At 73.4% G+C, this 23,543-nt stretch carries 25 protein-coding genes; 14 read left to right on the top strand and 11 right to left on the bottom strand.

Annotated elements, in window-relative coordinates; all coding sequences use genetic code 11:
- Window positions 1–123: 123 nt before the first annotated feature.
- The gene (locus L6241_RS07920; protein WP_368245657.1) at window positions 124–1,053 is read left to right on the top strand and encodes a hypothetical protein; all 930 of its coding nucleotides are present in this window, start codon (window positions 124–126) and stop codon (window positions 1,051–1,053) included.
- A gap of 72 nt (window positions 1,054–1,125) precedes the next feature.
- Here L6241_RS07920 and L6241_RS07925 read toward each other — a convergent pair whose 3' ends face one another.
- Together L6241_RS07925 and L6241_RS07930 are read right to left on the bottom strand one after the other, a co-directional pair.
- Window positions 1,126–1,359: an acyl-CoA carboxylase subunit epsilon gene (locus L6241_RS07925; RefSeq protein WP_068273451.1), complete on the bottom strand. Its 234-nt coding sequence runs from the start codon at window positions 1,357–1,359 to the stop codon at window positions 1,126–1,128.
- Complete coding sequence (locus L6241_RS07930) at window positions 1,356–2,990, bottom strand: acyl-CoA carboxylase subunit beta (protein WP_368245658.1); 1,635 nt, start codon at window positions 2,988–2,990, stop codon at window positions 1,356–1,358. The genes L6241_RS07925 and L6241_RS07930 overlap by 4 nt, the downstream gene beginning before the upstream one ends.
- Before the next feature lie 23 nt (window positions 2,991–3,013).
- Here L6241_RS07930 and L6241_RS07935 point away from each other — a divergent pair, with 23 nt between their 5' ends.
- The 4 genes from L6241_RS07935 to L6241_RS07950 are packed head-to-tail and all read left to right on the top strand — an operon-like array spanning window position 3,014 to window position 6,687.
- On the top strand, window positions 3,014–3,820 hold the full coding sequence (locus L6241_RS07935; protein ID WP_368245659.1) for a biotin--[acetyl-CoA-carboxylase] ligase: 807 nt from the start codon (window positions 3,014–3,016) through the stop codon (window positions 3,818–3,820).
- Between the two features lie 16 nt (window positions 3,821–3,836).
- On the top strand, window positions 3,837–4,955 hold the full coding sequence (locus L6241_RS07940; RefSeq protein WP_251718613.1) for an adenylate/guanylate cyclase domain-containing protein: 1,119 nt from the start codon (window positions 3,837–3,839) through the stop codon (window positions 4,953–4,955).
- 47 nt (window positions 4,956–5,002) lie between these two features.
- On the top strand, window positions 5,003–5,674 hold the full coding sequence (locus L6241_RS07945; RefSeq protein WP_068273459.1) for a response regulator transcription factor: 672 nt from the start codon (window positions 5,003–5,005) through the stop codon (window positions 5,672–5,674).
- Complete coding sequence (locus tag L6241_RS07950) at window positions 5,674–6,687, top strand: HAMP domain-containing sensor histidine kinase (protein ID WP_354587685.1); 1,014 nt, start codon at window positions 5,674–5,676, stop codon at window positions 6,685–6,687. Before L6241_RS07945 ends, L6241_RS07950 begins: the two co-directional genes overlap by 1 nt.
- Here L6241_RS07950 and L6241_RS07955 read toward each other — a convergent pair.
- On the bottom strand, window positions 6,677–7,207 hold the full coding sequence (locus L6241_RS07955) for a GtrA family protein (protein WP_368245660.1): 531 nt from the start codon (window positions 7,205–7,207) through the stop codon (window positions 6,677–6,679). The genes L6241_RS07950 and L6241_RS07955 overlap by 11 nt on opposite strands.
- A 39-nt stretch (window positions 7,208–7,246) precedes the next feature.
- Between L6241_RS07955 and L6241_RS07960 the strand changes: the two genes are divergently transcribed.
- Both L6241_RS07960 and purE read left to right on the top strand, forming a co-directional pair.
- Complete coding sequence (locus L6241_RS07960; protein WP_368245661.1) at window positions 7,247–8,419, top strand: 5-(carboxyamino)imidazole ribonucleotide synthase; 1,173 nt, start codon at window positions 7,247–7,249, stop codon at window positions 8,417–8,419.
- A 25-nt stretch (window positions 8,420–8,444) separates the two neighbouring features.
- The gene (gene purE, locus L6241_RS07965; RefSeq protein ID WP_368246067.1) at window positions 8,445–8,924 is read left to right on the top strand and encodes a 5-(carboxyamino)imidazole ribonucleotide mutase; all 480 of its coding nucleotides are present in this window, start codon (window positions 8,445–8,447) and stop codon (window positions 8,922–8,924) included.
- A gap of 21 nt (window positions 8,925–8,945) precedes the next feature.
- On the opposite strand, the gene L6241_RS07970 is transcribed toward purE, so the two are convergent.
- Entirely contained in the window at window positions 8,946–9,401 is a 456-nt protein-coding gene (locus L6241_RS07970; RefSeq protein ID WP_368245663.1) for a CoA-binding protein, read from the bottom strand.
- Between the two features lie 117 nt (window positions 9,402–9,518).
- On the opposite strand from L6241_RS07970, the gene L6241_RS07975 reads away from it, so the two are divergent.
- Together L6241_RS07975 and L6241_RS07980 are read left to right on the top strand one after the other, a co-directional pair.
- Window positions 9,519–10,694: a nucleotide sugar dehydrogenase gene (locus L6241_RS07975; protein ID WP_268884180.1), complete on the top strand. Its 1,176-nt coding sequence runs from the start codon at window positions 9,519–9,521 to the stop codon at window positions 10,692–10,694.
- A 135-nt stretch (window positions 10,695–10,829) separates the two neighbouring features.
- Window positions 10,830–12,008, top strand: a complete 1,179-nt coding sequence (locus tag L6241_RS07980) for an acyl-CoA dehydrogenase family protein (RefSeq protein ID WP_368245664.1) — start codon at window positions 10,830–10,832, stop codon at window positions 12,006–12,008.
- 3 nt (window positions 12,009–12,011) lie between these two features.
- Here L6241_RS07980 and L6241_RS07985 read toward each other — a convergent pair whose 3' ends face one another.
- The 4 genes from L6241_RS07985 to L6241_RS08000 all read right to left on the bottom strand — a co-directional run bounded on the left by L6241_RS07985 (window position 12,012) and on the right by L6241_RS08000 (window position 15,155).
- Complete coding sequence (locus tag L6241_RS07985; protein WP_252975012.1) at window positions 12,012–12,590, bottom strand: rhodanese-like domain-containing protein; 579 nt, start codon at window positions 12,588–12,590, stop codon at window positions 12,012–12,014.
- A gap of 38 nt (window positions 12,591–12,628) precedes the next feature.
- Window positions 12,629–13,435: a sulfite exporter TauE/SafE family protein gene (locus L6241_RS07990; RefSeq protein ID WP_368245665.1), complete on the bottom strand. Its 807-nt coding sequence runs from the start codon at window positions 13,433–13,435 to the stop codon at window positions 12,629–12,631.
- A gap of 125 nt (window positions 13,436–13,560) precedes the next feature.
- On the bottom strand, window positions 13,561–13,740 hold the full coding sequence (locus L6241_RS07995) for a hypothetical protein (protein WP_191564565.1): 180 nt from the start codon (window positions 13,738–13,740) through the stop codon (window positions 13,561–13,563).
- Window positions 13,741–13,781: 41 nt separating this feature from the next.
- Window positions 13,782–15,155, bottom strand: coding sequence for a rhodanese-like domain-containing protein (locus L6241_RS08000; RefSeq protein WP_368245666.1), 1,374 nt, complete (start codon window positions 15,153–15,155; stop codon window positions 13,782–13,784).
- Between the two features lie 123 nt (window positions 15,156–15,278).
- On the opposite strand from L6241_RS08000, the gene L6241_RS08005 reads away from it, so the two are divergent.
- A complete protein-coding gene (locus tag L6241_RS08005) occupies window positions 15,279–15,545 on the top strand; it encodes a metal-sensitive transcriptional regulator (protein ID WP_368245667.1) in 267 nt (88 codons plus the stop codon).
- Window positions 15,546–15,601: 56 nt separating this feature from the next.
- Here L6241_RS08005 and L6241_RS08010 read toward each other — a convergent pair whose 3' ends face one another.
- Window positions 15,602–16,060, bottom strand: a complete 459-nt coding sequence (locus L6241_RS08010; protein ID WP_123091119.1) for a MarR family winged helix-turn-helix transcriptional regulator — start codon at window positions 16,058–16,060, stop codon at window positions 15,602–15,604.
- Window positions 16,061–16,145: 85 nt separating this feature from the next.
- Between L6241_RS08010 and L6241_RS08015 the strand changes: the two genes are divergently transcribed.
- A complete protein-coding gene (locus tag L6241_RS08015) occupies window positions 16,146–16,724 on the top strand; it encodes an MFS transporter (RefSeq protein ID WP_368245668.1) in 579 nt (192 codons plus the stop codon).
- Window positions 16,721–17,590, top strand: coding sequence for an MFS transporter (locus L6241_RS08020; RefSeq protein ID WP_308222049.1), 870 nt, complete (start codon window positions 16,721–16,723; stop codon window positions 17,588–17,590). The genes L6241_RS08015 and L6241_RS08020 overlap by 4 nt, the downstream gene beginning before the upstream one ends.
- A gap of 126 nt (window positions 17,591–17,716) precedes the next feature.
- Here the strand turns inward: L6241_RS08020 and L6241_RS08025 are convergent, their stop codons facing one another.
- Both L6241_RS08025 and L6241_RS08030 read right to left on the bottom strand, forming a co-directional pair.
- Window positions 17,717–18,565 carry a 3-hydroxybutyryl-CoA dehydrogenase gene (locus L6241_RS08025; RefSeq protein WP_068273482.1) on the bottom strand — a complete coding sequence of 283 codons (849 nt, stop codon included), beginning with the start codon at window positions 18,563–18,565 and terminating at the stop codon, window positions 17,717–17,719.
- A gap of 101 nt (window positions 18,566–18,666) precedes the next feature.
- Window positions 18,667–20,151 carry an LCP family protein gene (locus tag L6241_RS08030; protein ID WP_368245669.1) on the bottom strand — a complete coding sequence of 495 codons (1,485 nt, stop codon included), beginning with the start codon at window positions 20,149–20,151 and terminating at the stop codon, window positions 18,667–18,669.
- 69 nt (window positions 20,152–20,220) lie between these two features.
- On the opposite strand from L6241_RS08030, the gene L6241_RS08035 reads away from it, so the two are divergent.
- Entirely contained in the window at window positions 20,221–21,213 is a 993-nt protein-coding gene (locus L6241_RS08035) for a glycosyltransferase family 2 protein (RefSeq protein WP_308222048.1), read from the top strand.
- A 72-nt stretch (window positions 21,214–21,285) separates the two neighbouring features.
- Entirely contained in the window at window positions 21,286–23,412 is a 2,127-nt protein-coding gene (locus tag L6241_RS08040) for a cell wall-binding repeat-containing protein (protein WP_368245670.1), read from the top strand.
- Window positions 23,413–23,543 lie beyond the last annotated feature (131 nt).

Below are 23,543 nucleotides of genomic sequence, written 5' to 3' on the forward strand. Positions count from 1 at the left end.
CACGACCGGGCGTGCACGACGTCTTCGACTGCGTCGTCCACAGGGGGCCGTCTCGGACTGCCGCCCTCCCCAGGCACGAGGTGGCCACCCGCGCGCGGTGGCCGGCCGCTCCATCCTCGCCGCATGATCTCGGAGACCACCCGTCGACGGGTCGAGCGCGCCGAACGTCTCTCGCTCGACCATGGCGGAGTGCTGAGCCGGGGCCAGCTGCGCAGCCTGGGCATCGAGCGAGGGGTGACCGCGCGCTTGGTGCGTGACCGCCGGTGGGCGGCATGGGGGCGGCACAGCGTGGTGACCCATTGCGCCGAGGTGGAGCTCGTCGGTGCGTGCTGGCGCGCGGTGCACGAGGTCGGCGGGGGTGCCCTCGTCGACGGCGTGAGCGCGCTGCGCGCCGCAGGGGTGAGCGGGCTCGTCGGCTCGGTCGTGCATGTCTCGGTCCACAGCCTGCAGCGCTCACCCAGCGTGGACGGCGTCGCCGTGCACAAGGTGTCGAGGCGCGTCGAGGGGGAAGCGGCGGGAGCCGGTCTCCCGCGCACCCGGCCGGCGATCGCTGCCCTGCGCGCGGCCCAGTGGGCGGTGAGCGATCGGCAGGCCGCCCTCTACCTCGCCGTGCCGGTCCAGCAGCGTCTCGTGACCGGAGCTCAGCTGGAGGCAGCGCTGGAGCAGTACCCGGGCCGGAGGCGTCGGGCCTTCGTGGCGACGATCGTCGCCGACCTCGTCGACGGAGCGCACTCGCTCGGGGAGCTCGACTTCGCCGCGCTGTGCCGCCGACGTCGTCTGCCCGAGCCCGAGAGGCAGGTCGTCGTGACCGGCTCCGGGGGCCGGTGCTACCTCGACGTCCGCTGGCGTGAGGGGCTCGTGGTCGAGGTCGACGGACGCCAGCACCTCGAGGGGCTGGCTCCGGTCCAGGACATGCTGCGCCAGAACTCCGTGAGCATGTCAGGCGACGTCGTCCTGCGGATCCCTCTGCTGGGGATGAGGCTCGAGCCGGACGCCTTCGTCGACCAGGTCGAGGCAGCCCTCACGCTCCTGCGGGGGCGGGCACCGCGATGAGTCGAAGACACCCTGCACGACCGGACGTGCGGGGCGTCTTCGAACGCGCGAAGGGGGAGGGGGCGAAGGGGGTCAGCGGGGGAGGGCCGAGGCGCGCCAGCCGCCGGGGCCGGCGTGGACGTCGCGGCGCACGAGGCGCTCGCGGCTCGCCCAGCGCGAGGTGCTCGCCGGGGCGGGCTCCTCCTCGCCGCCACCGAGGCCCGAGAGGACGGCGACGAGCGCGGCGACCTGCTCGGGCGTCGCGTCGCCGACGATCTCGACGGCCTGCGCAGACGTCTCCTGCGCAGAGGTGTCGTCGGCCGTCACAGCGGGATGTTCCCGTGCTTCTTCGCCGGCAGGGTCTCGCGCTTGGTGCGCAGGGCCCGCAGGGCGCGGCTGACGTTCATCCGGGTGTTGCTCGGGGTGATGACGGTGTCGACGTACCCGCGCTCGGCCGCGACGTAGGGGTTGGCCAGCGCGTCCTCGTACTCGGTGATGAAGGCCTGGCGGGCCGCGTCGACGTCCTCGCCCGCGGCCTGCGCGGCGGCGAGCTGCTTGCGGTAGAGGATGTTGACGGCGCCCTGCGCTCCCATGACCGCGATCTGGGCGGTCGGCCACGCGAGGTTGATGTCGGCCCCGAGGTGCTTGGAGCCCATGACGTCGTACGCGCCGCCGTACGCCTTGCGCGTGATGACGGTGACGAGCGGCACGGTGGCCTCGGCGTACGCGTAGATGAGCTTCGCTCCGCGGCGGATGATGCCGTCCCACTCCTGGTCGGTGCCGGGCAGGAAGCCGGGCACGTCGACGAAGGTCAGCACCGGCACGTTGAAGGCGTCGCACGTGCGCACGAAGCGCGCAGCCTTCTCGGACGCGTCGATGTCGAGGGTCCCGGCGAACTGCATCGGGTTGTTCGCGACGACGCCGACCGATCGCCCCTCGACCCGGCCGAAGCCGCAGATGATGTTCGGGGCGAAGAGCGGCTGGGTCTCGAGGAACTCGCCGTCGTCGAGGACGACCTCGATGACCTTGTGCATGTCGTAGGGCATGTTCGCCGAGTCCGGCACGATCGTGTCGAGCTCGCGGTCGAGATCCGTGACCTCGAGGTCGAGCTCGTCCCCGAGCACGGGCGGGTCCTCGAGGTTGTTGCTCGGCAGGTAGGACAGCAGCGCCTTGACGTACTCGATGGCGTCCTCCTCGTCGCTGCCCATGTAGTGCGCGACGCCGGACTTCGTGTTGTGCGTGCGGGCACCGCCGAGGTCCTCGAACTCCACGTCCTCGCCGGTGACGGTCTTGATGACGTCGGGGCCGGTGATGAACATGTGCGAGGTCTGGTCGACCATGACGGTGAAGTCGGTGACGGCCGGCGAGTACACGGCGCCGCCGGCGCACGGGCCCATGACGAGCGAGATCTGCGGGACGACGCCGGAGGCGTGGACGTTGCGGCGGAAGATCTCGCCGTAGAGGCCGAGCGAGACGACGCCCTCCTGGATGCGCGCGCCGCCGGAGTCGTTGAGCCCGACGACGGGGCAGCCGACCTTCATCGCGAAGTCCATGACCTTGGTGATCTTCTCGCCGAAGACCTCGCCGAGGGACCCGCCGAAGACGGTGAAGTCCTGCGCGAAGACCGCGATCGTGCGCCCGTCGACCGTGCCGTAGCCCGTGACGACGCCGTCGCCGTAGGGCCGGTTGGCCTCCTGCCCGAAGGCGACGCTGCGGTGTCGCGCGTACTTGTCCATCTCGACGAAGGTGCCCTCGTCGAGGAGCAGCGCGATCCGCTCGCGGGCAGTCTTCTTGCCCTTCGCGTGCTGCTTCTCGACCGCGCGCTCGGACCCGGCGTGGGCCACCTCGGCCACACGGCGCTTGAGGTCGGCGAGCTTGCCGGCCGTGGTGTGCACGTCGATGTCGGCGGGGACGTCGGTGCCGCCGAGGGACGCTGCGGTGTCGGTGCTCTGGGACATGGGCCGGAGCCTAGCCTTGTCGTGTGGAGCCCACACCTGTCGTCCGTGAGACCCTCGCCGCACTGCGCCCGGGGCGCGCCTGGGGCGAGGTCCGCCTCGTCGACGAGGTGGGCTCGACCAACCTCGAGGTGCGCGGCCTGCCGGTCTGGTCGGCGGTCGTCGCACGCCGCCAGAGCGCCGGGCGCGGACGCCGCGGCCGCGCGTGGTCCGACACCGAGGGCCACGGCATCGCGTGCTCCCTCCTCGCCGAGGTCGACGTCGACGGCCAGGGCGACGGGGCGCTCGGCTGGGTCCCCCTGGGCACCGGGCTCGCCGTGCGCGACTGCCTCGCCTCTCTCGGTCTCGACGCAGCCCTGAAGTGGCCCAACGACGTCCTCGCCGGCCCGGCCGAGCAGAAGGTCTGCGGGATCCTCTGCGAGGCCCTCCCGCCGAGCTCGAAGGGGGAGCCCCCTCGCGTCGTCGTCGGCGTCGGCGTCAACCTCGACCACGAGGCCCCCGATCTGCCGGTGCCGACCGCGACCTCCCTTCGCCTCCTCGCCCGGGCGGCCGGCCGGCCCGCCCCCACCCGCGACGAGGTCGTCCCCGCGCTCCTCGACGCGCTGCGCGACCGGCTCGACCCGCTGGACCTCACCTCCCTTCGCCGCGACTACGGCGAGGCCTGCGCGACCCTCGGGCGCGAGGTCGACGTCCACCTGCCCGACGGGAGCGTGCAGCGGGCCCGCGCCGAGGGGGTCGACGACGACGGTCGGCTCCGTGTCGCCGGTCCCCAGGGCTCGGCTACGGTGAGCGCGGGTGACGTGCACCACCTGCGTCACCAACCACCGTCGTAGGCCCGAAGGGAGCGCCATGCCTCAGGCCCGGCCCCCGGCACCCGGCGCGGACCCGCACCCCGAGCCCGACCCCGGTCTCGACCCGCCCGCGGTCCTCGACCCCAACCCCGACGCCCTCGAGCGCGCCCTCCTCGGACGCCCCGCGTCGATGGGTCGCCGTGAGGTCTCCCGCGGCGCCGGCGTCTCGATCCGCTCCGCCCGCAAGTTCTGGCACGCGCTCGGCTTCCCCCTCGTGGGGGAGGAGGACGCGATGTTCACCGAGGCCGACCTCGAGGCGCTGCGCCAGGTCGCCGAGCTCGTGCGCAGCGGGGTCCCCGAGGAGTTCGCCCTGTCGATGGCCCGGGCGCTCGCCCGCACCCTCGACCGGCTCGCCATCTGGCAGACCCAGCTCGTCGCCGAGGCGATCGCCGAGGAGGTCGCCGAGCTCGGCGGCGACGACGTGCCCGCCTACGACCTCGCGTCCTCGCAGCCGGTGCTCGAGGAGACCGCGGTGCGGATGGCCGAGCTCGCCGACGAGCTCGAGCCGCTCCTCGTCTACGTGTGGCGCCGCCAGCTCACCGCGGCGATCAACCGCAGCCTCGCCGACGCCCCGGAGGCCGACGGCACCGGCGTCCCGCGGGTCGTCGGCTTCGCCGACCTCGTGAACTTCACCGCCGTCGTGCGACGGCTGTCCGAGCGCGAGCTCGCCGACATGGTCCAGCGCTTCGAGATCCTCGCCAGCGACGTCGTCACCGCCCACGGCGGGCGGGTCGTCAAGACCGTCGGCGACGAGGTCATGTACCTCACCGGTGACGCCGCGCCCGCCGCCGCCATCGCGCTCGACCTCGTCGAGGCGATGACCGAGGAGCCGCTCCTGCCCGAGGTGCGCATCGGCATGGCGCACGGCCCGGTCGTCAACCGGCTCGGCGACGTCTTCGGCACGACCGTCAACCGCGCGAGCCGGCTGACCGCCGTCGCACCCTCGAACGGCGTCTTCGTCGACGACTCCCTCGCCCGCCAGCTCGCCCCCCTCAGCGGCTTCACGACGATCCGCACCCGGCAGCGCTCGCTGCGCGGGATCGGCACCGTGACCCCCTCCAGGCTCGTGCGCGTCACCGGTGTCCGGGACCGCATCGACGTCACCGCGCACCCCTGAGCGCTCCGGTCGGCGGATCGCAGATCCCCCCCCTACACTCAGGCCCCATGACGCGAGTGCTGCTGGCCGAGGACGACACAGCCATCGCCGACCCGTTGACCCGTGCTCTGCGTCGGGAGGGCTACGACGTCGACGCGTTCGTCGACGGGCGCGAGGCGCTGGACGCCGTCGTCGCCTCGGGACCCGACCTGCTCATCCTCGACCTCGGGCTGCCGACGCTCGACGGGCTCGAGGTGTGTCGCCGCGTGCGGGCGAGCGGATCGGCGGTCCCCGTCCTCATCCTCACCGCCCGGGCCGACGAGGTCGACACGGTCGTGGGGCTCGACGCCGGCGCCGACGACTACGTGACCAAGCCCTTCCGGCTCGCCGAGCTCATGGCGCGCGTGCGCGCCCTGCTGCGTCGCACCTCCGCCGAGGAGGCCTCCGCCGAGAGCGTGCTGCGCATCGACGCCGAGGCCCGCCGCGCGTGGTTCCACGGCGAGGAGCTCGCCCTCACGGTCAAGGAGTTCGAGGTCCTCTCGGTCCTCGTGCGCGAGTCCGGCCGCGTCGTGCCCCGCGACCGCCTCATGGCGGAGGTGTGGGAGACCGAGTGGTTCGGCTCGACGAAGACCCTCGACATGCACATCTCCGTGCTGCGCCGGAAGCTCGGTGACGACGCCTCCAACCCCCGGTACATCACGACCGTGCGGGGGGTCGGCTTCCGCTTCGACGCCGGCTGATGAGGCGCCGCGCCCTCTCCGCGACGACGCTGCCCCTCGTCGTCCTCGCCGTCGGGCTGGGTCTGCCGCTCGTCGCCGCGCTCTTCGTCGCCGCGAGCGACCCCGAGCGGGCCCTGCAGGTCGAGCCCGGTCACCTCGCCGGGTGGGCCGCCGTCGGCCTGGCCTGGGTCGCCCTCGTCGTCGCCGGCAGCGCGATGCTCGCCCGCCGGGCGAGCGACCGGCTCGCCGACGAGCTCACCGGCACCATCGGCGAGCTCACGCAGCGCGTGCGGACCCTGGGCGAAGGGGGAGCGCCCGCCCCCCGCTCGGACGTCGCGGAGATCGACCGGCTGGCGCAGGTCATCACCGCGCGCGACGTCGAGCTGAGCCGGCGCACCGCGACCGACCGCGACTTCACCGCCGACGCCGCGCACCAGCTGCGCACCCCGCTCACCGCGCTGCTCATGCGGCTCGAGGAGCTGGCGATCATGGACGACGTCGACGAGGTGCACGAGGAGGCGCAGGTCGCCATCGCCCAGGTGGTGCGCCTCGGCGGGGTCGTCGAGGACCTGCGGGCCCGCACGCGCACCGACGAGGTCGAGCTGCCGGTCATCTCGTTGGACTCGGTGCTCGCCTCGATCCAGCGCGAGTACCTGCCCGCCTTCGCCGCGGAGCAGCGCAGCATCCGGGTCGCCGGCCAGCGCGGGCTCATGGTCCGCGTGCGCCCCTCCGACCTCAGCCAGATCATCGGCGCGCTCGTCGAGAACGGCCTCAAGCACGGTGCGGGCACCGTCTCGGTCGTGCCGCGGCGCAGCGGTCCGAGCATCGTCGTCGAGGCGCGCGACGAGGGCCGGGGGATCCCCATGGCGATCGCGCCGCACATCTTCGAGCGCTCGGTGACCTCGCAGGGCACGGGCCTGGGGCTGGCGCTCGCGCGCGACCTCGCCGAGCGCAACGGGGGTCGCCTCCAGCTCGTGCAGACCCAGCCGGCCGTCTTCGAGGTCTACCTCTCGGACGGGCACGTCACCCGCTGACGGGCTCGTCCTCCGCCAGGGGAGAGGTGTCGACGTCGAGCGGCTCGTTGGCGAAGACGAAGCGCCGGTAGGCCCAGAAGCGGAAGAGCGTGCCGAGGCCGATGCCGAAGATCGTCGAGATGTTGTCGGCCAGGCGCGACTCGAGGCCCATGACGTAGTGCGAGATGACGAGCGTGAGCGTCGAGATGACGAGCGCGATGCCGTTGACGACGAAGAAGAGGGTGACCTCGTGGGCGACCGGGCGGCTGCGCCGGTGGGCGAAGGTCCAGCTGCGGTTGCCGAACCACGCGAACATCGTCGCCGCGACACCGCTGAGGATGCGAGCCGTCGTCGGCTTCTCCTCGAGCACGGTGTGCGTGAGCAGGTTCATCCCGCCGAGGTCGATGACGAAGGAGATGAGGCCGATGACCCCGAACTTCGCGACCTCGTGCCAGATGGTGTCGACGAGGCCGCGCAGGCCCGTGCGGGCAGGGCCCTGCGTCGGCGCGTCCCCTGTCGGGGTGTCTGGCGCGGTGGGCACCGGGGGAGCCTAGTGCGTGACCTCGTTATTCTGCGATTCGTGACATCACCGCGCCGTGCTCCTGGAGGCTTCCCCGTCGTCGGCATCATCGGTGGTGGTCAGCTCGCCCGGATGTGCGCGGGACCGGCCGTCGAGCTGGGGGTGACGCTGTCCGTCCTGGCCGCCGACGCCCACGACAGCGCCGCTCTCGTCGTCCCCAGCGCCCCCGTCGGCGAGCACACCGACCTCGAGGCGGTCCGGGCCTTCGCCCGGGCCTGCGACGTCGTGACCTTCGACCACGAGCAGGTGCCGGCCGAGGTGCTCGCGGCCCTCGAGGCCGACGGCGCGACCCTCCACCCGCGCCCCTCCGCGCTGCGCTACGCGCAGGACAAGCTCGCGATGCGCGAGCGGCTCTCCGCGGCCGGCATCCCGTGCCCGGCGTGGGCGGAGGTGCGTGACGAAGGGGGGCTGCTCGCCTTCGCGGACCAGCACGGCTGGCCGGTCGTGCTCAAGACCCCCCGCGGGGGGTACGACGGCAAGGGCGTGCTCGTCGCGACCCAGCCGGAGGACGCCGCCGAGTGGCTGGCCCGGGCGGCCGCCGCCGGCGAGCCGCTGCTCGTCGAGGAGCGCGTCCCCTTCGTGCGCGAGCTCGCCGTCCTCGTCGCCCGCGCGCCCTCCGGCCAGGCCAGCGTGTGGCCGGTCGTCGAGACCGTGCAGTCCGGGGGCATCTGCACCGAGGTGCTCGCCCCGGCGCCGGGGCTCACCCCCGAGCTGGCCGAGCGGGCGAGCGACGTCGCGCTCGGCATCGCCGCCGAGCTCGACGTCACCGGGGTCTTCGCCGTCGAGCTCTTCGAGCTCGCCGAGGGGCACGTCGTCGTCAACGAGCTGGCGATGCGCCCGCACAACTCCGGGCACTGGAGCATGGACGGCGCGACGACGGGGCAGTTCGAGCAGCACCTGCGGGCGGTCCTCGACCTGCCGCTCGGCTCGCCGCGGGCCCGGGCGCGCTGGACGGTCATGGCCAACGTGCTCGGCGGCGTCGACGTCGACCTCTACCCGACGTACCGCCACGTCATGGCCCGCGACCCCGAGCTCAAGGTCCACCTCTACGGCAAGGCGGTCCGCCCGGGCCGCAAGATCGGGCACGTCAACCTCAGCGGCGAGGACCTCGCCGACCTGCGTGAGCGGGCCCGGCACGCCGCCGACTACATCGAAGGAGCCATCCGTGAGTGAGCAGCAGCCGGTCGTCGGGGTCGTCATGGGCAGCGACAGCGACTGGCCCGTCATGCGGGCCGCCTCCGAGGTGCTCGACGGGCTCGGCGTCGCCCACGAGGCCGACGTCGTCTCGGCGCACCGCATGCCGACGGCGATGATCGAGTACGGGCAGCAGGCCGCCGAGCGCGGGCTGCGCGTCATCATCGCCGGCGCCGGCGGAGCGGCTCATCTGCCGGGCATGCTCGCGTCGGTGACGCCGCTGCCGGTCATCGGCGTGCCGGTCCCGCTGAAGTACCTCGACGGCATGGACAGCCTGCTCTCCATCGTCCAGATGCCCGCGGGCATCCCCGTCGCGACCGTCGCCGTCGGCGGCGCCCGCAACGCGGGCCTGCTCGCCGCGCGGATCCTCGGGGCGGGCAAGGGCGAGGAGGCGGCGCGCCTGCGCTCGGCGCTCGTCGACTTCGCCGCCGACCTCGAGGCGTCCGCCCGGGCGAAGGGGGAGGCGCTGCGCGCGCAGCGCTGACCCCCCTTCGCCGCCGGTGTCCTAGCGGTGGGAGCCCATGGTGCGCAGCCGACGGGCCTGGATCTTCGGGCATGTGTCCATGACGACGTCGAGACCGACGGCGCGGGCGCGGTCGGCCGCGGCGGCGTCGACGACGCCGAGCTGCATCCAGATCGCGTCGATCTGCAGCCGGTCCTTGTGCGCAATCGCCTGGTCGACGACCGACCCGACCTCGGTGCTGTTGACGAAGCAGTCGACGACCTTGACGTCGGTGCCGTCCGGGATGTCGGCGAGCGAGGCGTAGCCCGTGTCGCCGTCGACGTCCTCGGCGTCGGGGTGCACCGGGATGATGCCCTTGCCGAGCTCGTACTTCAGCCAGCGGGCGACGCGGTAGGCGTCACGCTCGGTGTTGTTGGACAGCCCCACGACCACCCAGATGCCCGGGTCGGCCATGAGCTCTCGCATGAGGTCGTCGTCGTTCTGATGGGTCAGGCTCATCGGGTCAGTCTCTGCCTTCCGACCCGGTCGTAGGGAGGGGCGCGCCGGGTCATTTCGGAGCGGGTCGGGGGGCGGGTGATAATGCCGTGTCCGCACCCCCAGGTAGACAGGGACCCCGTGAGCACTCGCATCGCCGTCGTCGGCACCGGTTACGTCGGCCTGTCCATGGCCGTCCTCCTCGCGCAGCACAACGAGGTGGTCGGCTTCGACATCGCGCCCGACCGGGTCGAGGCCCTCAACGACCGGCGCAGCCCGATAGCGGACCCCGAGATCGTCGACTTCCTCGCCCACCGCGAGCTCGACCTGCGCTTCACGCTCGACAAGGCCGAGGCCTACGCCGGCGCCGAGTACGTCGTCATCGCCACGCCCACGGACTACGACCCGCAGACGAACTACTTCAACACCTCCACCGTCGAGGGCGTCATCGCCGACGTCATGGAGCACGCCCCGGGCGCGACGATGGTCATCAAGTCCACGATCCCCGTCGGCTACACCGCTGGCGTGCGCGAGCGCCTGGGCACCCCCGACGTCATCTTCTCGCCGGAGTTCCTGCGCGAGGGCCGGGCCCTCTACGACAACCTCCACCCCTCGCGCATCGTCGTCGGCGAGATCAGCGACCGTGCGCGCCGCTTCGCCGACCTGCTCGTCGAGGCCGCCGAGGACAGCGACATCCCGGTGCTGCTCACCGACTCCACCGAGGCCGAGGCGATCAAGCTCTTCGCCAACACCTACCTCGCGATGCGCGTCGCCTACTTCAACGAGCTCGACACCTTCGCCGCGACCCACGGGCTCAACACCCGCCAGATCATCGAGGGCGTCGGCCACGACCCCCGCATCGGCACGCACTACAACAACCCGAGCTTCGGCTACGGCGGCTACTGCCTGCCCAAGGACACCAAGCAGATGCTCGCCAACTACCAGGACGTCCCGCAGAACCTCATGCAGGCGATCGTCGACTCCAACCGCACCCGCAAGGACTTCGTCGCCGAGGACGTCCTGGCCCGCAGCCCCCGTGTCGTGGGCATCCACCGCCTCATCATGAAGGCCGGCTCGGACAACTTCCGGGCCTCCTCGATCCAGGGGATCATGAAGCGGATCAAGGCCAAGGGCGTCGACGTCGTCGTCTTCGAGCCCGAGCTCACCGACGACTCCTTCTACGGCTCGCGCGTCATCCGCGACCTCGACGAGTTCAAGGCCATGTCCGACGTCATCGTCGCCAACCGCCGCACCGACGACCTCGCCGACGTCGACGACAAGATCTACACCCGCGACCTCTTCGGCTCCGACTCCTGAGCCGACCCGCCCTGGTTCGACGAAGGAGCGTCACCTCGAGGTGACGCTCCTTCTTCGACCCGGTGAGTGAGCGATTGCTCACCTCCGGGCGGGGGGCGTGCCGGTCTCGCGCCGGCCGGACGTAGCATCGGGCTCGTGAGCGCTGACGCCGACTTCGACCTCTTCCGCACGAGCGAGGACCACGAGGCCCTCCGAGAGGCGGTGCGTGCGGTCTCCGAGGCGAAGATCGCCCCCTTCGCCGCTGCCGTCGACGAGGAGAGCCGCTACCCGCAGGAGGCGCACGACGCCCTCGTCGCGGCCGACTTCCACGCGGCGCACGTCGCCGAGGAGCACGACGGCGTCGGCGCCGACGCGCTCGCGGTCTGCATCATCATCGAGGAGGTCGCGCGCGTCTGCGCGAGCTCCTCGCTCATCCCCGCGGTCAACAAGCTCGGCTCGCTGCCGGTCATCCTCGGCGGCTCGCCGGAGATCAACGCGCGGTACATGCCCAAGCTCGCCTCCGGCGAGGGCTTTTTCTCCTACGGGCTCTCCGAGCGCGAGGCCGGCTCGGACACCGCGGGCATGCGCTGCCGGGCCACGAAGGACGGCGAGGACTGGGTGCTGCGGGGCAGCAAGGCGTGGATCACGGGCGCCGGCGTCTCGGAGTACTACACGGTGCTCGCGGTCACCGACCCCGACGGCGAGCGCGGGCGCAACATCAGCGCCTTCGTCGTGGAGAAGTCCGACGAGGGCTTCACCTTCGGCGAGAAGGAGCGCAAGCTCGGCATCAAGGGCAGCCCGACCCGTGAGCTGCACTTCGACGACGTGCGTCTGCCCGGCGACCGCATCGTCGGCGCCGAGGGCGAGGGGCTGAAGATCGCCCTGCGGACCCTGGACCACACCCGCATCACCATCGGCGCGCAGGCCGTGGGCATCGCCCAGGGCGCGCTCGACCACGCGCTGGCCTACGTCAAGGAGCGCTCGCAGTTCGGCAAGGCCGTCGCCGACTTCCAGGGCATCCAGTTCATGCTCGCCGACATGGCGATGGAGCTCGAGGCCGCTCGGCAGATGGTCTACGTCGCGGCCGCGAAGTCCGAGCGCGGCGACGCCGACCTCACCTTCTTCGGCGCGGCCGCGAAGGCCTACGCCTCGGACATGGCGATGCGGGTGACGACCGACGCGGTCCAGCTCCTCGGCGGGGCGGGCTACACCCGTGACTTCCCGCTGGAGCGGATGATGCGCGACGCGAAGATCACCCAGATCTACGAGGGCACCAACCAGATCCAGCGAGTGGTGATGGCACGTCAGCTGCTCCAGGGCCTGGCGAAGGGCTGAGCGCTAGTCCCGCAGCTGCTCGAGGACGTCCTCGAGCTCGGGGGAGTGCCGCCGGTTGTGCGGCAGGCGCGAGAGCAGCATGCCCATCGCGCACGTGTCGGTGAGGGCTGCTCCGGTCAGGCCCGCGCCGATCCCGGCGGAGACCCACTTCGCGGCGGGGAGCACGGTGCTGGCGAGCACGCCGGTGAGGACGATGCCGCCGGCGACGAGGCGGACCTGACGCTCGAGGTCCCACGTGCCGTCGCCGCGCACGAGGTCGCCGCCCGCGGCCTCCCAGGCCTGGACCCCTCCGTCGAGGACGTGCAGGTGGGGCAGGCCGGTCGAGGAGAGGGCCTCGCCGGCCCGGGTGGCGCGTGCGCCGGAGCGGCACACGAGCACGACGTCCTCGTCGATCTGCTCCGCGAGCTCGCGGCGGTGCTCGGTGACGAGGTCGAGCGGGACGTTGTACGAGCCGGGGATGTGCGCTGCGGCGAACTCGCCGGGCGTGCGCACGTCGAGCACGCGCGGTCCGTCGGGCTGCTCGAGCCAGGTGCGGACCTGGGCGGCGTCGAGGGTGGTGGGACGGGTGTCGGTGGAGGTCATGGGTGTCCTCCTCGAGGAGGGGCCGAAGGGGGAGCGGGTCAGGCGAGGAGGTCGGGCACGTGCTGCACCGCGGTGATCGCCGCGACGACCAGGACGAGCACGGCGAAGGCCTGCGAGAGGCGGCCGGCGGGGACGCGGTCGGCGACCCGGCTGCCGAGGACGCTGCCGACGACCGCGACGGCCGAGAAGCCGAGGACGACGCCCCACGGCAGGTCGCCGGCGCCCTGGTGCAGGCGGGCGGCGAGCGCGGTCGCGCTGTTGACGGAGACGACGAGCAGCGAGGTGCCGACGGCCACGGGCATGGTGAAGCCGAGCACGAGCACGAGCACCGGCACGAGGACGAAGCCCCCGCCCACGCCGAGGAAGCCCGTGAGCAGGCCGACGAGCGTCGCCGCCGCGAGCAGCTGCAGGACGCGGGGGCAGGCGCAGGTGAGCGGGCGGAGGGTGATCATCGGCTCGAAGGGGGAGGGGTCGGCCTGCCCGGCCGCTCGTCCGCTGCGGCGCAGCATGAGGGTGGCGACGAGCACCATGAGCGCCGCGAAGGCGGTCATGAGCACCGCCGGGGGCACCGACCGGGCGGCGGTCGACCCGGCGAGCGAGCCGGCGGTGCCGAGCAGCCCGAAGGTCAGACCCTGCCCGACCCGGACGCGGCCGGCGCGGTGGTGCGAGGGCAGCGAGAGCAGCGCGGTGATGCCGACGATGACGAGCGAGCTCGTCGTCGCGACGGCCGGCTCGACGCCGAGCACCTGGACCAGCGCGGGCACGGTGAGCACCGACCCGCCCCCGCCGAGCGCGCCGAGGGCGAGCCCGACGAGCAACCCGAGCGGGATGACGACGAGGGGCATGGGGTGGCTCCTTGGGGGAGAGGCCGCCGGAGGCGCGACAGGGGGACACGCCCCCGACGGGGTCGAGGGGGGAGGCCGTCGGAGGCGGACAGGGGGGACACGCCCCCGACGGGGTCTCGGGTGGCTCAGCCGCGGCCGAGCAGGCGGGAGAGGACTCCGGCGCCGGGGGTGGTGGTCTTGGCCTCGGCGGCGTGGCCGGGGCAGCGGTCGGCGCGGGGGACGCCGGCCATGACCTGGTCGACGTGCTGGCCGCAACCGGCCCAGGTGGTCTTGCCGCACACGCGGCAGGTGGCCTGTCGGCACATGATGGATCTCCTTCTTGGGTGGGGTGAGGGGTGGTGCTGGGTCAGCCGGTGACGACGGGCAGCCCGGCGGGCCCGGCCTCGTCGAAGCTGTCGTCGACCGCGACGACGGTGCTGCCGTGCGCGGCGAGCACCGAGGCGGCGACCGAGGCGCGGTAGCCGCCCGCGCAGTGCACCCAGAGCTCTCCGGCCGGGACCTCGTCGAGGCGGTCGAGGAGCTCCTGCAGGGGGATGTTCAGCGCACCGTCGACGTGCCCGCCCGCGTGCTCGCTCGCGCGACGCACGTCGAGGACCTGGACCGGGCGGTGGTGGCGCACCTGGGCGAGATCGGCGAAGACCGCGCGCTCGAAGCTGCCGAGCGGCTCGTCGGTCCAGTCCGAAGGGGTCCCGGTGGCCGCGCCCTCGAGCAGGTCGATGCCGATCCGGACGAGCTCGCGCTGCGCCTGCTCGACCTGCTCCGGGCTCTCGCCGAGCAGGGTGAGCGGGGTCCCCCACGGGATGAGCCAGCCGAGGTAGGTGGCGAACTGGCCGTCGAGGCCGAAGTTCAGGGTCCCGCCGACGTGACCGGCGGCGAAGGCCGTGCGGGTGCGCAGGTCGACGACCCACTCGCCCGCCGCGATCCGCGACGCGAGCGTCTCCTTGTCGGCCGTCTCCGGCGCGGAGAGGTCGGGGGCGTCCGGACCGGCGCTGTTCGACGGAGCCATGTGGGCGTAGTACGTCGGGTAGGCGTCGAGACCGGCGAGGGTGCTCGCCACCCAGGCCTCCTCGTCCTGGGTGAGCGCGGGGTTCCGCCGCTTCTCCACCCCGATCGTCGACTCGGTCGAGCCCCCGGTCGAGCCGGCCGAGCAGAAGGACCCGAAGCCGTGGGTGGGCAGGACCTCGGTCTGGTCGGGCAGCTCCTGCGCGAGGCGCTGCGCGGACGCGTACTGGTGGTGCACGAGGTCGTGGGTGTGGTCGGCGCCGAGCAGGTCGGGCCGGCCGGTGGCCCCGAAGAGCAGCGACCCGCCGGTGAAGACCGCGGTGGCGACCTCGCCGGTCTCGTCGACGGACTCCAGCGCGTAGGAGAGGTGCGTGTAGGTGTGACCCGGTGTGGAGATCGCGCGCACCCGCATCGACGGCGAGACCTCGATGACGTCGCCGTCGCGGATCGGCTCGCGCTCGAATGCGACCTCGTCCTCGGCGTTGACGTGGTAGCGCGCGCCGAGTCGCTCGGCCAGCGCGAGACCGCCGGTGACGTAGTCGTTGTGGATGTGCGTCTCGAAGACGTCGGTGATGCGCACACCCGCCTCCTCGGCGGCGGCGAGCATGCGGTCGAAGTCGCGCTGCGGGTCGACGACGACCGCGACCTGCCCGTCGTGGGCGAGGTAGGAGCGGTCGCCGAGGCTCGGGGTCTCGATGGTGACGATCTGCGGTGTCATATCGATGAGTAGATACCCCCGGGGGTATAATTGTCAAAGCGGAGATCGATCCGCCGGTCGTCGGCGGGTACGGTCCGGAGCAGGCCTGGCGACAGGTGATGCGGACGAGAGAAGAGGGCTGACATGGTCGTGCTGGACATCGAGGAGATGGGTCCGGTCATCAACCGGCTGCGCCGGGCGCAGGGGCAGATCGGCGGGGTCATCCGCCTCATCGAGGAGGGTCGCGACTGCAAGGACGTCGTCACCCAGCTCGCTGCGGCGAGCCGCGCGCTGCACCGCGCCGGCTTCGCGATCGTCGCCACCGGTCTCGAGCAGTGCCTCACGGCGCCCGAGGGCGTGGACCCTGCCGACCGCGAGGCCATGGAGAAGCTCTTCCTCACCCTCGCGTGAGGTGACGGGCGCCCCTTCGCCGTCCTGACGGGGGAGACCGTCCCGCGTGGGCGGCGTCAGCCGCGGGGCCAGGGGCGTCCGTGGAGGCGCTCGATGTCGCCGTTGAAGCGGCGCAGCAGCCGGACGAGGTCGTCGAGGTCCTCCTCGGGCCAGTCGCCGACGACCCGGCGCAGGCCGTCGACGTTCGCGCCGAGGTCGTGCCGCAGGTGCTCCTCGCCGGCCGGCGTGGGGCGGAACTTGCGTGCGACCCCGCCGTCGGGGTCGGGCACGCGCTCGAGGTCTCCGCAGCGCAGCATCGCGGCGGTCTGCCGGTTGAGGGTGGAGACGTCGAGGTCGAGGGCCTCGCTGAGCTCGGCGATGGTCATCGGGCCCTGCGACTGGAGGCGTCGCAGCAGCGTGTAGGCGCTGCGCTCGAGGTGGCGCACCCGCTTCGGCGGGCGCCGCCCGGGCAGGAGGTAGCGGCTGAGGAGCATCGTCTCGAGCTCCAGCGCCTCGTGGCGCCCGTCGTGCGTCATGGCCTCGTCCCTCGTCGGCGGAGCGGGTGCGGGCGCACTCACCCGGCTTTGTGCATCGTGCACATCCTATGTACCGTACACATCCGTGTCACAGACCCTCCCCGCGCCCGCGGCGTCGCCGCGCGCGATCGTCCCCGTCCTCGCCTTCGCCGGCATCGTCGCCGCCCTCATGCAGACCCTCGTCGTCCCGCTCATCGGGGACCTCCCGCAGCTGCTCGGCACGACGGCCACCGACGCGACGTGGGTCATCACCGCGACGCTGCTCGCCGCCGCCGTCGTCACGCCGGTGAGCGGACGCCTCGGCGACCTCTACGGCAAGCGACCGGTGATGCTCGGGTGCACCGCCCTGCTCGTCGTCGGGTCGGTCGTGTGCGCCACCGCCTCGAGCGTCGTGCCGATGATCGTCGGGCGCGCCTTCCAGGGGGCCGCGATGGGTCTCATCCCGCTCGGCATCAGCGTCATGCGCGACCTGCTGCCGCCGGAGCGGCTGGGCAGCTCGATCGCCCTCATGAGCGCCTCGCTCGGCATCGGCGGAGCGCTCGGCCTGCCGGCAGCCGCGGCCGTCGCCGAGTACGGCAGCTGGCGCGGTCTCTTCTGGGGCGCGGCGGTGCTCGCGCTCGTCGTGGCCTTCCTCGTCCACCGCTTCCTGCCGCGTCCGGGGTGACCGCGGGCGGTCGCTTCGACGTCGTCGGCGCGCTGGGCCTGGGCGTCGGCCTCATCTGCGTGCTGCTGCCGATCACGAAGGGGGCGGACTGGGGCTGGGCGAGCGGCCGGACCCTCGTCCCGCTCGTGGTCGGCATCGTCGTCCTGCTCGTCTGGGGCGCCTACGAGCTGCGCACGCCCGAGCCGCTCGTCGACCTGCGGGTCACCGCCCGGCCGGTCGTGCTGCTCACCAACCTCGCCTCGGTCGTCGTCGGCTTCGCGATGTACGCCCAGGGCCTCGTCGTCCCGCAGCTGCTCCAGCTGCCCACCCAGACCGGGTACGGGCTCGGCCAGGACATGCTCCAGATGGGGCTGTGGATGGCCCCGGGCGGCATCGTCATGATGCTCGTTTCGCCGGTCGGCGCCCGGCTCTCGCACGCCCGTGGCCCGCGCACGACTCTTGCCCTCGGTGCGCTGATCGTCTCGCTCGGGTACCTCAGCGCGATCGCGCTCATGGGCTCGACGTGGGGGCTGCTCGTCGCCGTGTGCCTCATGAGCTCCGGTGTCGGCTTCGCATACGGCGCCATGCCCGCGCTCATCATGGGCTCGGTCCCGATCTCCGAGACCGCGTCGGCGAACAGCGTCAACACGCTCATGCGCTCCATCGGCACCACGGTGTCGTCCGCGGTCATCGGCGTCGTCCTCTCGCACATGACGACCGACCTCGGGGGAGTGCCGCTGCCCAGCGAGTCCGGCTTCCAGGTCGGCCTCCTGCTCGGCGCCGCCGCTGCCGCGCTCGCCGCGGGGGTCGCCCTGCTCATCCCGCAGCGCGCCGCACGCGCCGCGGAGGAGAGCATCGAGAGCCCGGTGGAGCCGGCTCGCGCCTGACCGGCCGGCGTCCTCCCCGCCCAGCCGAGACCCCGGTGTGCCCGACACCCCTTCGTCGGACATCGCAGAAGCCCCCGCCGAGACCGGCGGGGGCTTCTGCGCGACCTGGGGGCGTCCCCCTTCGGTCTACTGCTCGTAGGTGTAGAAGCCGCGGCCGGTCTTGCGACCGAGGAGGCCGGCGTCGACCATGCGCGCGAGCAGCGGCGGGGGAGCGTAGAGCGGCTCCTTGAACTCCTCGTAGAGCGACTGGGCGACGGCCATCGTCGTGTCGAGACCGATGAGGTCGGCCAGGGCGAGGGGGCCCTGCGGGTGGGCGGCGCCGAGGACGAGGCCGGAGTCGATGTCCTCGGCGGTCGCGAAGCCGGACTCGTACATCCGGATCGCGCTGAGGATGAAGGGGATGAGCAGGCTGTTGACGACGAAGCCGGCGCGGTCCTGGCAGGTGATGGCCTGCTTGCCCAGGGTGTTGTCGACGTAGTCGCGGGCGCGCTCGGTCGTCTGCGCGTCGGTCATGAGGGAGGGGACGAGCTCGACGAGCTTGAGCACCGGGACCGGGTTGAAGAAGTGGACGCCGAGGACGTGGCTGGGGCGCTTCGTGACCGTCGCGAGCTTCATGATCGGGATCGAGCTCGTGTTCGAGGCGAGGATCGCGTCCGGGCTGGTGACGATCTCGTCGAGCTGCTTGAAGAGGGCGACCTTCGCCGACTCCTCCTCGAGGATCGCCTCGACGACCATGTCGCGGTCGGCGAGCTCGGTGAGATCGGTGACGACCCGGATCCGCTCGAGCACGGCGCCGGCGTCGTCGAGCTTGCCGCGCTCCTGGGCCCGGCGCAGGGACTTCTCGAGGCGGGCGCGGCCCGACTCGGCGCGCGCGTCGTCGGACTCGACGACGACGACCTCGCTGCCTGCTCGCGCGCACACCTCCGCGATGCCCGCACCCATGAGCCCGCACCCGACGACACCGATCTTCTGCATGGGCGCGACGCTACCGGGCAGTCGTGGCGCGGAGCGCATCGGGTGGAGACCGAAGGGGGCCGTGGTGGTCGAGGTGCGACGGCCCGCCAGGGTCTGACGGCTCAGCCCTTCGAGGGGTCGATGCTCAGGGGGCGGTTGTGGTTGAGGTCGTCGAAGAGCTGGGGGGCCTTCTCGGTGTCCCACTGCACGGCGGAGCCGACGGGGGTGGGCAGGTTGCTGTTCGAGATCGGGACGACGATCGAGTCGCCCTCCCCCTTCGACACCGAGCGGATCGCCCAGAAGGCGCGACCGGTCTCGATCATCGAGTCGTCCTCGCCGACGGTGAGGGCGCCGCCCGACTGCTGGCCCAGGGAGCGCAGCTTCCAGGGCTGGACCAGGGTGCCCGGCGTCGCGATCTCGCCCATGAGCGAGCCGAGGAACTGGCGCTGACGCTTCGCGCGGCCGATGTCGCCCTCGGGGTCGGAGTAGCGCGCCCGGACGTAGCCGAGGGCCGTCTTGCCGTCGAGGGTCTGGCAGCCCTTCTTGAGGTCGATGTGCGCCTTGGGGTCGTCCATGTCGCGCTGGACGCAGATCCACACCCCGTCGACGGCGTCGACCACCTGCGCGAAGCCGCCGAAGCCGATCTCCATGTACCCGTCCATGTGCAGACCGGTGTTGGCCTCGATCGTCTCGCCGAGCAGCTTGGCCCCGCCGATCGAGTAGGCGGCGTTGATCTTGTTCATCCCGTGGCCGGGGATCTCGACGTAGGAGTCGCGGGGGATCGACAGCAGGACCGGCCGGTCGCCGCCGGTGTGCAGCACGATGATCGAGTCGGTGCGCTTGCCCTCGGCCTGGCCGGTGCCCAGCCGGTTGCGCTCCTCGCGGGTCATGCCCTCGCGGGAGTCGCTGCCGACGAGCAGGACGTTGCGCCCGTCGCCCTCGGCGACGCGGTCGCCGCTCGGGGTCGCGTCGACCTTGTTGACCTCGCCCCACGCCGAGCTCACGGCCCAGTACGTCGCCCCGCCCCACACGAGGGCGAGGCAGAGCAGCACGATCCCGGCGGTGCGAAGGGGGCGGCGGCGCCGGCCCCCACCGGTGCTCGTCGGGCCGGTCGGGCCCCCGGGACGACCCCGGTCGTCGGTCGCGGGCCGCTCCGGACGGCGGGGCCGCTCCGGACGGCGGGGCCGCTCCGGGCGCGGCGACTGGGCCTGGCCGGCCACCGGCATGACGCGGGTGCGCGGCTCGGCCCCCTCGTCGGGCCGGCCCTGCTGGCGCGGGCGGGACTGGCCCTGGGGGCGTGACCCCGCGGGACGGGCAGCGCGGCTGCCGGTCGGGATGGCGCGGGCGGTGTCGTCGGCGCGGCCCGAGGCCGGCTCAGGACGGCGGCGCGGGCGGTCGGCGGGCTGCTTCGGCGCAGGCTTCGAGGTGGGCTTGGGGGCGGGCTTGGCCGCGCCCTGGGCGGGGCGCTGAGGCCGCTGCGGCCGCTCGCGAGGGGTCGGCGAACCCCCGGTGGAGCGGGAGCGGCCGCGCCGCACGTCGAAGGTCATCGCGTCGTCGTCGCGACGTCCGTCCTCGGGGCGGCGGGGCCGGCGGGGGTGCTCAGGCATGCCGGACAGGGTACGAGGCGCAGCCGTGTGCTCGCTCGCAGCAACACCGTGGACGGCCATACTGGGCCCGTGCCGCACCCCCTCCCCGCCGTCAGCGTCGTCATGCCCGTCCTCGACGAGGAGCGTCACCTCGAGGCCTCTGTGCGCCAGGTCCTCGAGCAGGACTACGAGGGCCGGGTCGAGGTCGTGCTCGCCGTCGGGCCCTCCTCGGACCGGACCGAGGAGCTCGCCGCACGTCTTGCCGCCGCCGACCCGCGGGTGCTCACCGTGCCCAACCCCAGCGGACGCACCCCCGACGGGCTCAACGCCGCCATCGCCGCGGCCTCCGGCGAGGTCGTCGCCCGCGTCGACGCCCACGCCGAGATCCCCCCGTCGTACATCTCGACCGCCGTCCGCGTCCTGGACGAGACGGGCGCCGACAACGTCGGCGGGATCATGGACGCCCGGGGGACGACCCCCTTCGAGCGGGCGGTCGCGACGGCGATGCGCAGCCCGCTCGGCGTCGGCGGCAGCCGCTTCCACGTCGGCGGGGGCGCGGGCGAGGCCGACACGGTCTACCTCGGGGTCTTCCGGCGGGAGGCCCTCGAGTCCGTCGGCGGGTACGACCCCCACTTCTCGCGGGCCCAGGACTGGGAGATGAACCACCGCCTCCGCCAGCAGGGCCGCCGCGTGTGGTTCACCCCCGACCTCGTCGTCACCTACCGCCCGCGCAGCACGGTGCGCCGGCTCGCCGCGCAGTACCGCGGCTACGGCCGGTGGCGCCGGGTCGTCGCCCGTCGTCACCCGGGCACGGCCAACGCGCGCTACCTCGCCCCGCCGGTCATGGTCGCCGGCACCCTCGCCGCGACCGTCGTCGGGCTGCGCTGGCGGCCCGCCCTCGTCGTGCCGCTCGGCTACGCCGCGGCCGTCACCGTGGGCGGCTGGGTGGTGGCGAAGGGGGAGACCCCCGCCGTGCGGGCCCGGGTGCCCCTGGCGATCGCGACGATGCACTGGGCGTGGGGGATCGGCTTCCTCACCAGCCCCGCCTCGCTCGCCGACGGCGGGGACGACCAGATCCGCTGAGGGCCTGTCGCGGGGCGGCCCGCGGGACTACGATCGATGCCCCGCAGATCCCTTCGAGCAGCCGGTCCCGCCATGATCTCGCCTCGCACACTGCCCGCCCTGCTCCTCGCCGCTGTGCTCCTCGTGCCGATGGCGGCGCCGACCTCCGCCGCGCCACCGGGCCGTGCGCCGGCCGCGGACGCGGCGGTCGTCGTGCCGGCGCAGTGGCAGATCAGCGGGTCGGGCTTCGGGCACGGCGTGGGCATGAGCCAGTACGGGGCGAAGCACCTCGCCGACGAGGGCTGGAGCGCGCGCCAGATCCTCGCGCACTACTACGCCGGCACGACCTACGACGCCGTCCCGGACACCCAGCAGGTCGCGGTCTCGCTCGAGCAGTCGGTGGCGCAGTCGCGGCTCGTCGGGCGCGCGACGGCGAGCGGAGGGGGCACCCTCACCCTCATCGCCGGCTCGCGCACCGTGAGCGCCCCGGGCGGCGCGACGGTCGTCGTCACCCGCAGCGGCTCGTCGGTCGTCGCGAGCTGTTCGTCCTGCTCCTGGGCGCCGCTCACCGGGTCGAGCATCACCGCGACGACCTGGGCGGCCCGGACCGATCTCGAGGTCTCGGGGTCGCTCTACCGGTACGGCCGCCTCGTCCTCACCCCCTCGGCCGGCGCGGGAGTGCACGCCGTCCTCTGGGTCCGGCTGCACGACGAGTACCTCGACCAGATCCGCGAGGTGCCGTGGAGCTGGCCGTCGTCGGCACTCCAGGCGCAGGCCGCCGCCGCACGGGCGTACGCGATGCGCAAGATCTCCGCCGGGCTGCGCCCGGAGTGCGCCTGCCACGTCACCGACACCGTCGCCGACCAGGTCTTCCACCCCGTGCCCACGGGCGGCGAGCTCACCGCCTGGCCGCGCTGGCAGGCGGCCGTGCGGGCGACCGGCTCGTCCTCGACGGGGTACGTCCCGCGCTACGGCGGCCAGGTGATCGAGGCGCTGTACTCGTCGAGCAACGGCGGGTGGTCGCTCGACGGGGGAGAGGTCTTCGGAGCGGCGCGGCCCTACCTGCGCAGCCGCTACGACCCCGCGAGCCTCGGCGCGGAGAACCCCTACCGCTCGTGGACCCGGACGATCTCGCAGTCGAGCCTCGCGGCGGCCTTCGGCCTGCCCGACGTCGTGCGCCTCGACCTCTCCGACCGGGCGACCGGCCATGCCGCGGCCACCGCGAGGGCGACCTCCTCGGGCGGCGCGACGGCGACGCTGACCGGGGTCGCGCTCCGTCAGTCCCTCGGCCTCCCGTCGACGGCGCTGCGCCGTGCCGACGCGCGGACGTCGGGCGCGGGCGCTCCCGGGCTGGCCGTCGCGATCGCGCGGTCGGTCCCCACGAGCGCGACGAGCGTGGTCCTCGCCAGCCAGTACGAGCAGGACGCGCTGCACGCCCTCGTCGCCCAGCCGCTCGCCGGCACCCTCGACGCCCCGCTGCTCCTCACCGGTCGCCGCGGCCTGGGGTCTGCGACGACGGCGGAGCTGGACCGGCGGGGGAGCCGCATACGCACCGCCTACGTCGTCGGTGGGCACGCGACGGTCGAGGACGGGGTGCTGCGCGCGCTGCGCTCGCGGGGCCTCGTCGTCGTGCGCCTCGGCGGCTCGGACGTCGACTCGGTGGCTGCCGCGGTCCTGCAGCAGATCTCCGCGCGGCGCACCGTGCGGGCGGTCGCGGTGACGACGACGACGGGGCGCTCGGCCGGTGCGGCCTTCTCCGGGGCGGCGCGACGTCTGCGCGAGCCGGTCGTCGTCGCGGGCAGCACGCAGCTGCCGTGGCGCACCCGGGCGGCGGTGGGCCGAGCGGGGGTGACGTCGGCGCACCTGCTCGGCGGTACCGCGCACGTCTCGGAGGCCGTCGAGGACTCGCTCACCGGGGCGGGTCTGAGGACGGTCCGTCTGCCGGGTGACGACGACGCCGAGGTCGCCGGCCGGGTCGGGGAGCACTTCGTGCGCTCCGTCGGCGGCACCGAGGTCGTCCTCGCCCCGGCGGGTTCGGCCCGGGTCCTCCATCGGGCGGTCGCCGGAGGGCTCGGCGAGGTCGTGCTCGTCGGGGCCGCTCCGCTGCCGGGTGCCACGGCGGCCGCCCTCCAGCGCGCGCCGTCGTGGGTCCGCGTGCGGGCCGTCGGCACGACGCAGGAGGTGCCGACGGCCTGGCTGTGGGCCGCGCGGGAGTCGTGAGCCGCCGGGTGGCCTCGAGGCTCGGGCGCTGAGCGCCCTCGCACCTCGACCAGCGAGGAGGGCTGGGTGGTCTCGCACCTCGACCAGCGAGGGGGGCTGGGTGGTCTTGAGGCTCGGCCAGCGAAGGTGGC

Source organism: Janibacter sp. Y6, from assembly GCF_040900765.1.
GTDB lineage: Bacteria > Actinomycetota > Actinomycetes > Actinomycetales > Dermatophilaceae > Marihabitans > Marihabitans melonis.

Excerpts from the sequence above, each read along its gene's own strand:
- L6241_RS07920 (WP_368245657.1), top strand. The coding sequence starts at position 124 with ATGATCTCGGAGACCACCCGTCGACGGGTCGAGCGCGCCGAACGTCTC.
- L6241_RS07930 (WP_368245658.1), bottom strand. The coding sequence starts at position 2,990 with ATGTCCCAGAGCACCGACACCGCAGCGTCCCTCGGCGGCACCGACGTC.
- L6241_RS07940 (WP_251718613.1), top strand. The coding sequence starts at position 3,837 with ATGCCTCAGGCCCGGCCCCCGGCACCCGGCGCGGACCCGCACCCCGAG.
- L6241_RS07945 (WP_068273459.1), top strand. The coding sequence starts at position 5,003 with ATGACGCGAGTGCTGCTGGCCGAGGACGACACAGCCATCGCCGACCCG.
- L6241_RS07950 (WP_354587685.1), top strand. The coding sequence starts at position 5,674 with ATGAGGCGCCGCGCCCTCTCCGCGACGACGCTGCCCCTCGTCGTCCTC.
- purE (WP_368246067.1), top strand. The coding sequence starts at position 8,445 with ATGGGCAGCGACAGCGACTGGCCCGTCATGCGGGCCGCCTCCGAGGTG.
- L6241_RS07970 (WP_368245663.1), bottom strand. The coding sequence starts at position 9,401 with ATGAGCCTGACCCATCAGAACGACGACGACCTCATGCGAGAGCTCATG.
- L6241_RS07985 (WP_252975012.1), bottom strand. The coding sequence starts at position 12,590 with ATGACCTCCACCGACACCCGTCCCACCACCCTCGACGCCGCCCAGGTC.
- L6241_RS07990 (WP_368245665.1), bottom strand. The coding sequence starts at position 13,435 with ATGCCCCTCGTCGTCATCCCGCTCGGGTTGCTCGTCGGGCTCGCCCTC.
- L6241_RS07995 (WP_191564565.1), bottom strand. The coding sequence starts at position 13,740 with ATGTGCCGACAGGCCACCTGCCGCGTGTGCGGCAAGACCACCTGGGCC.
- L6241_RS08000 (WP_368245666.1), bottom strand. The coding sequence starts at position 15,155 with ATGACACCGCAGATCGTCACCATCGAGACCCCGAGCCTCGGCGACCGC.
- L6241_RS08005 (WP_368245667.1), top strand. The coding sequence starts at position 15,279 with ATGGTCGTGCTGGACATCGAGGAGATGGGTCCGGTCATCAACCGGCTG.
- L6241_RS08010 (WP_123091119.1), bottom strand. The coding sequence starts at position 16,060 with ATGACGCACGACGGGCGCCACGAGGCGCTGGAGCTCGAGACGATGCTC.
- L6241_RS08025 (WP_068273482.1), bottom strand. The coding sequence starts at position 18,565 with ATGCAGAAGATCGGTGTCGTCGGGTGCGGGCTCATGGGTGCGGGCATC.
- L6241_RS08030 (WP_368245669.1), bottom strand. The coding sequence starts at position 20,151 with ATGCCTGAGCACCCCCGCCGGCCCCGCCGCCCCGAGGACGGACGTCGC.
- L6241_RS08040 (WP_368245670.1), top strand. The coding sequence starts at position 21,286 with ATGATCTCGCCTCGCACACTGCCCGCCCTGCTCCTCGCCGCTGTGCTC.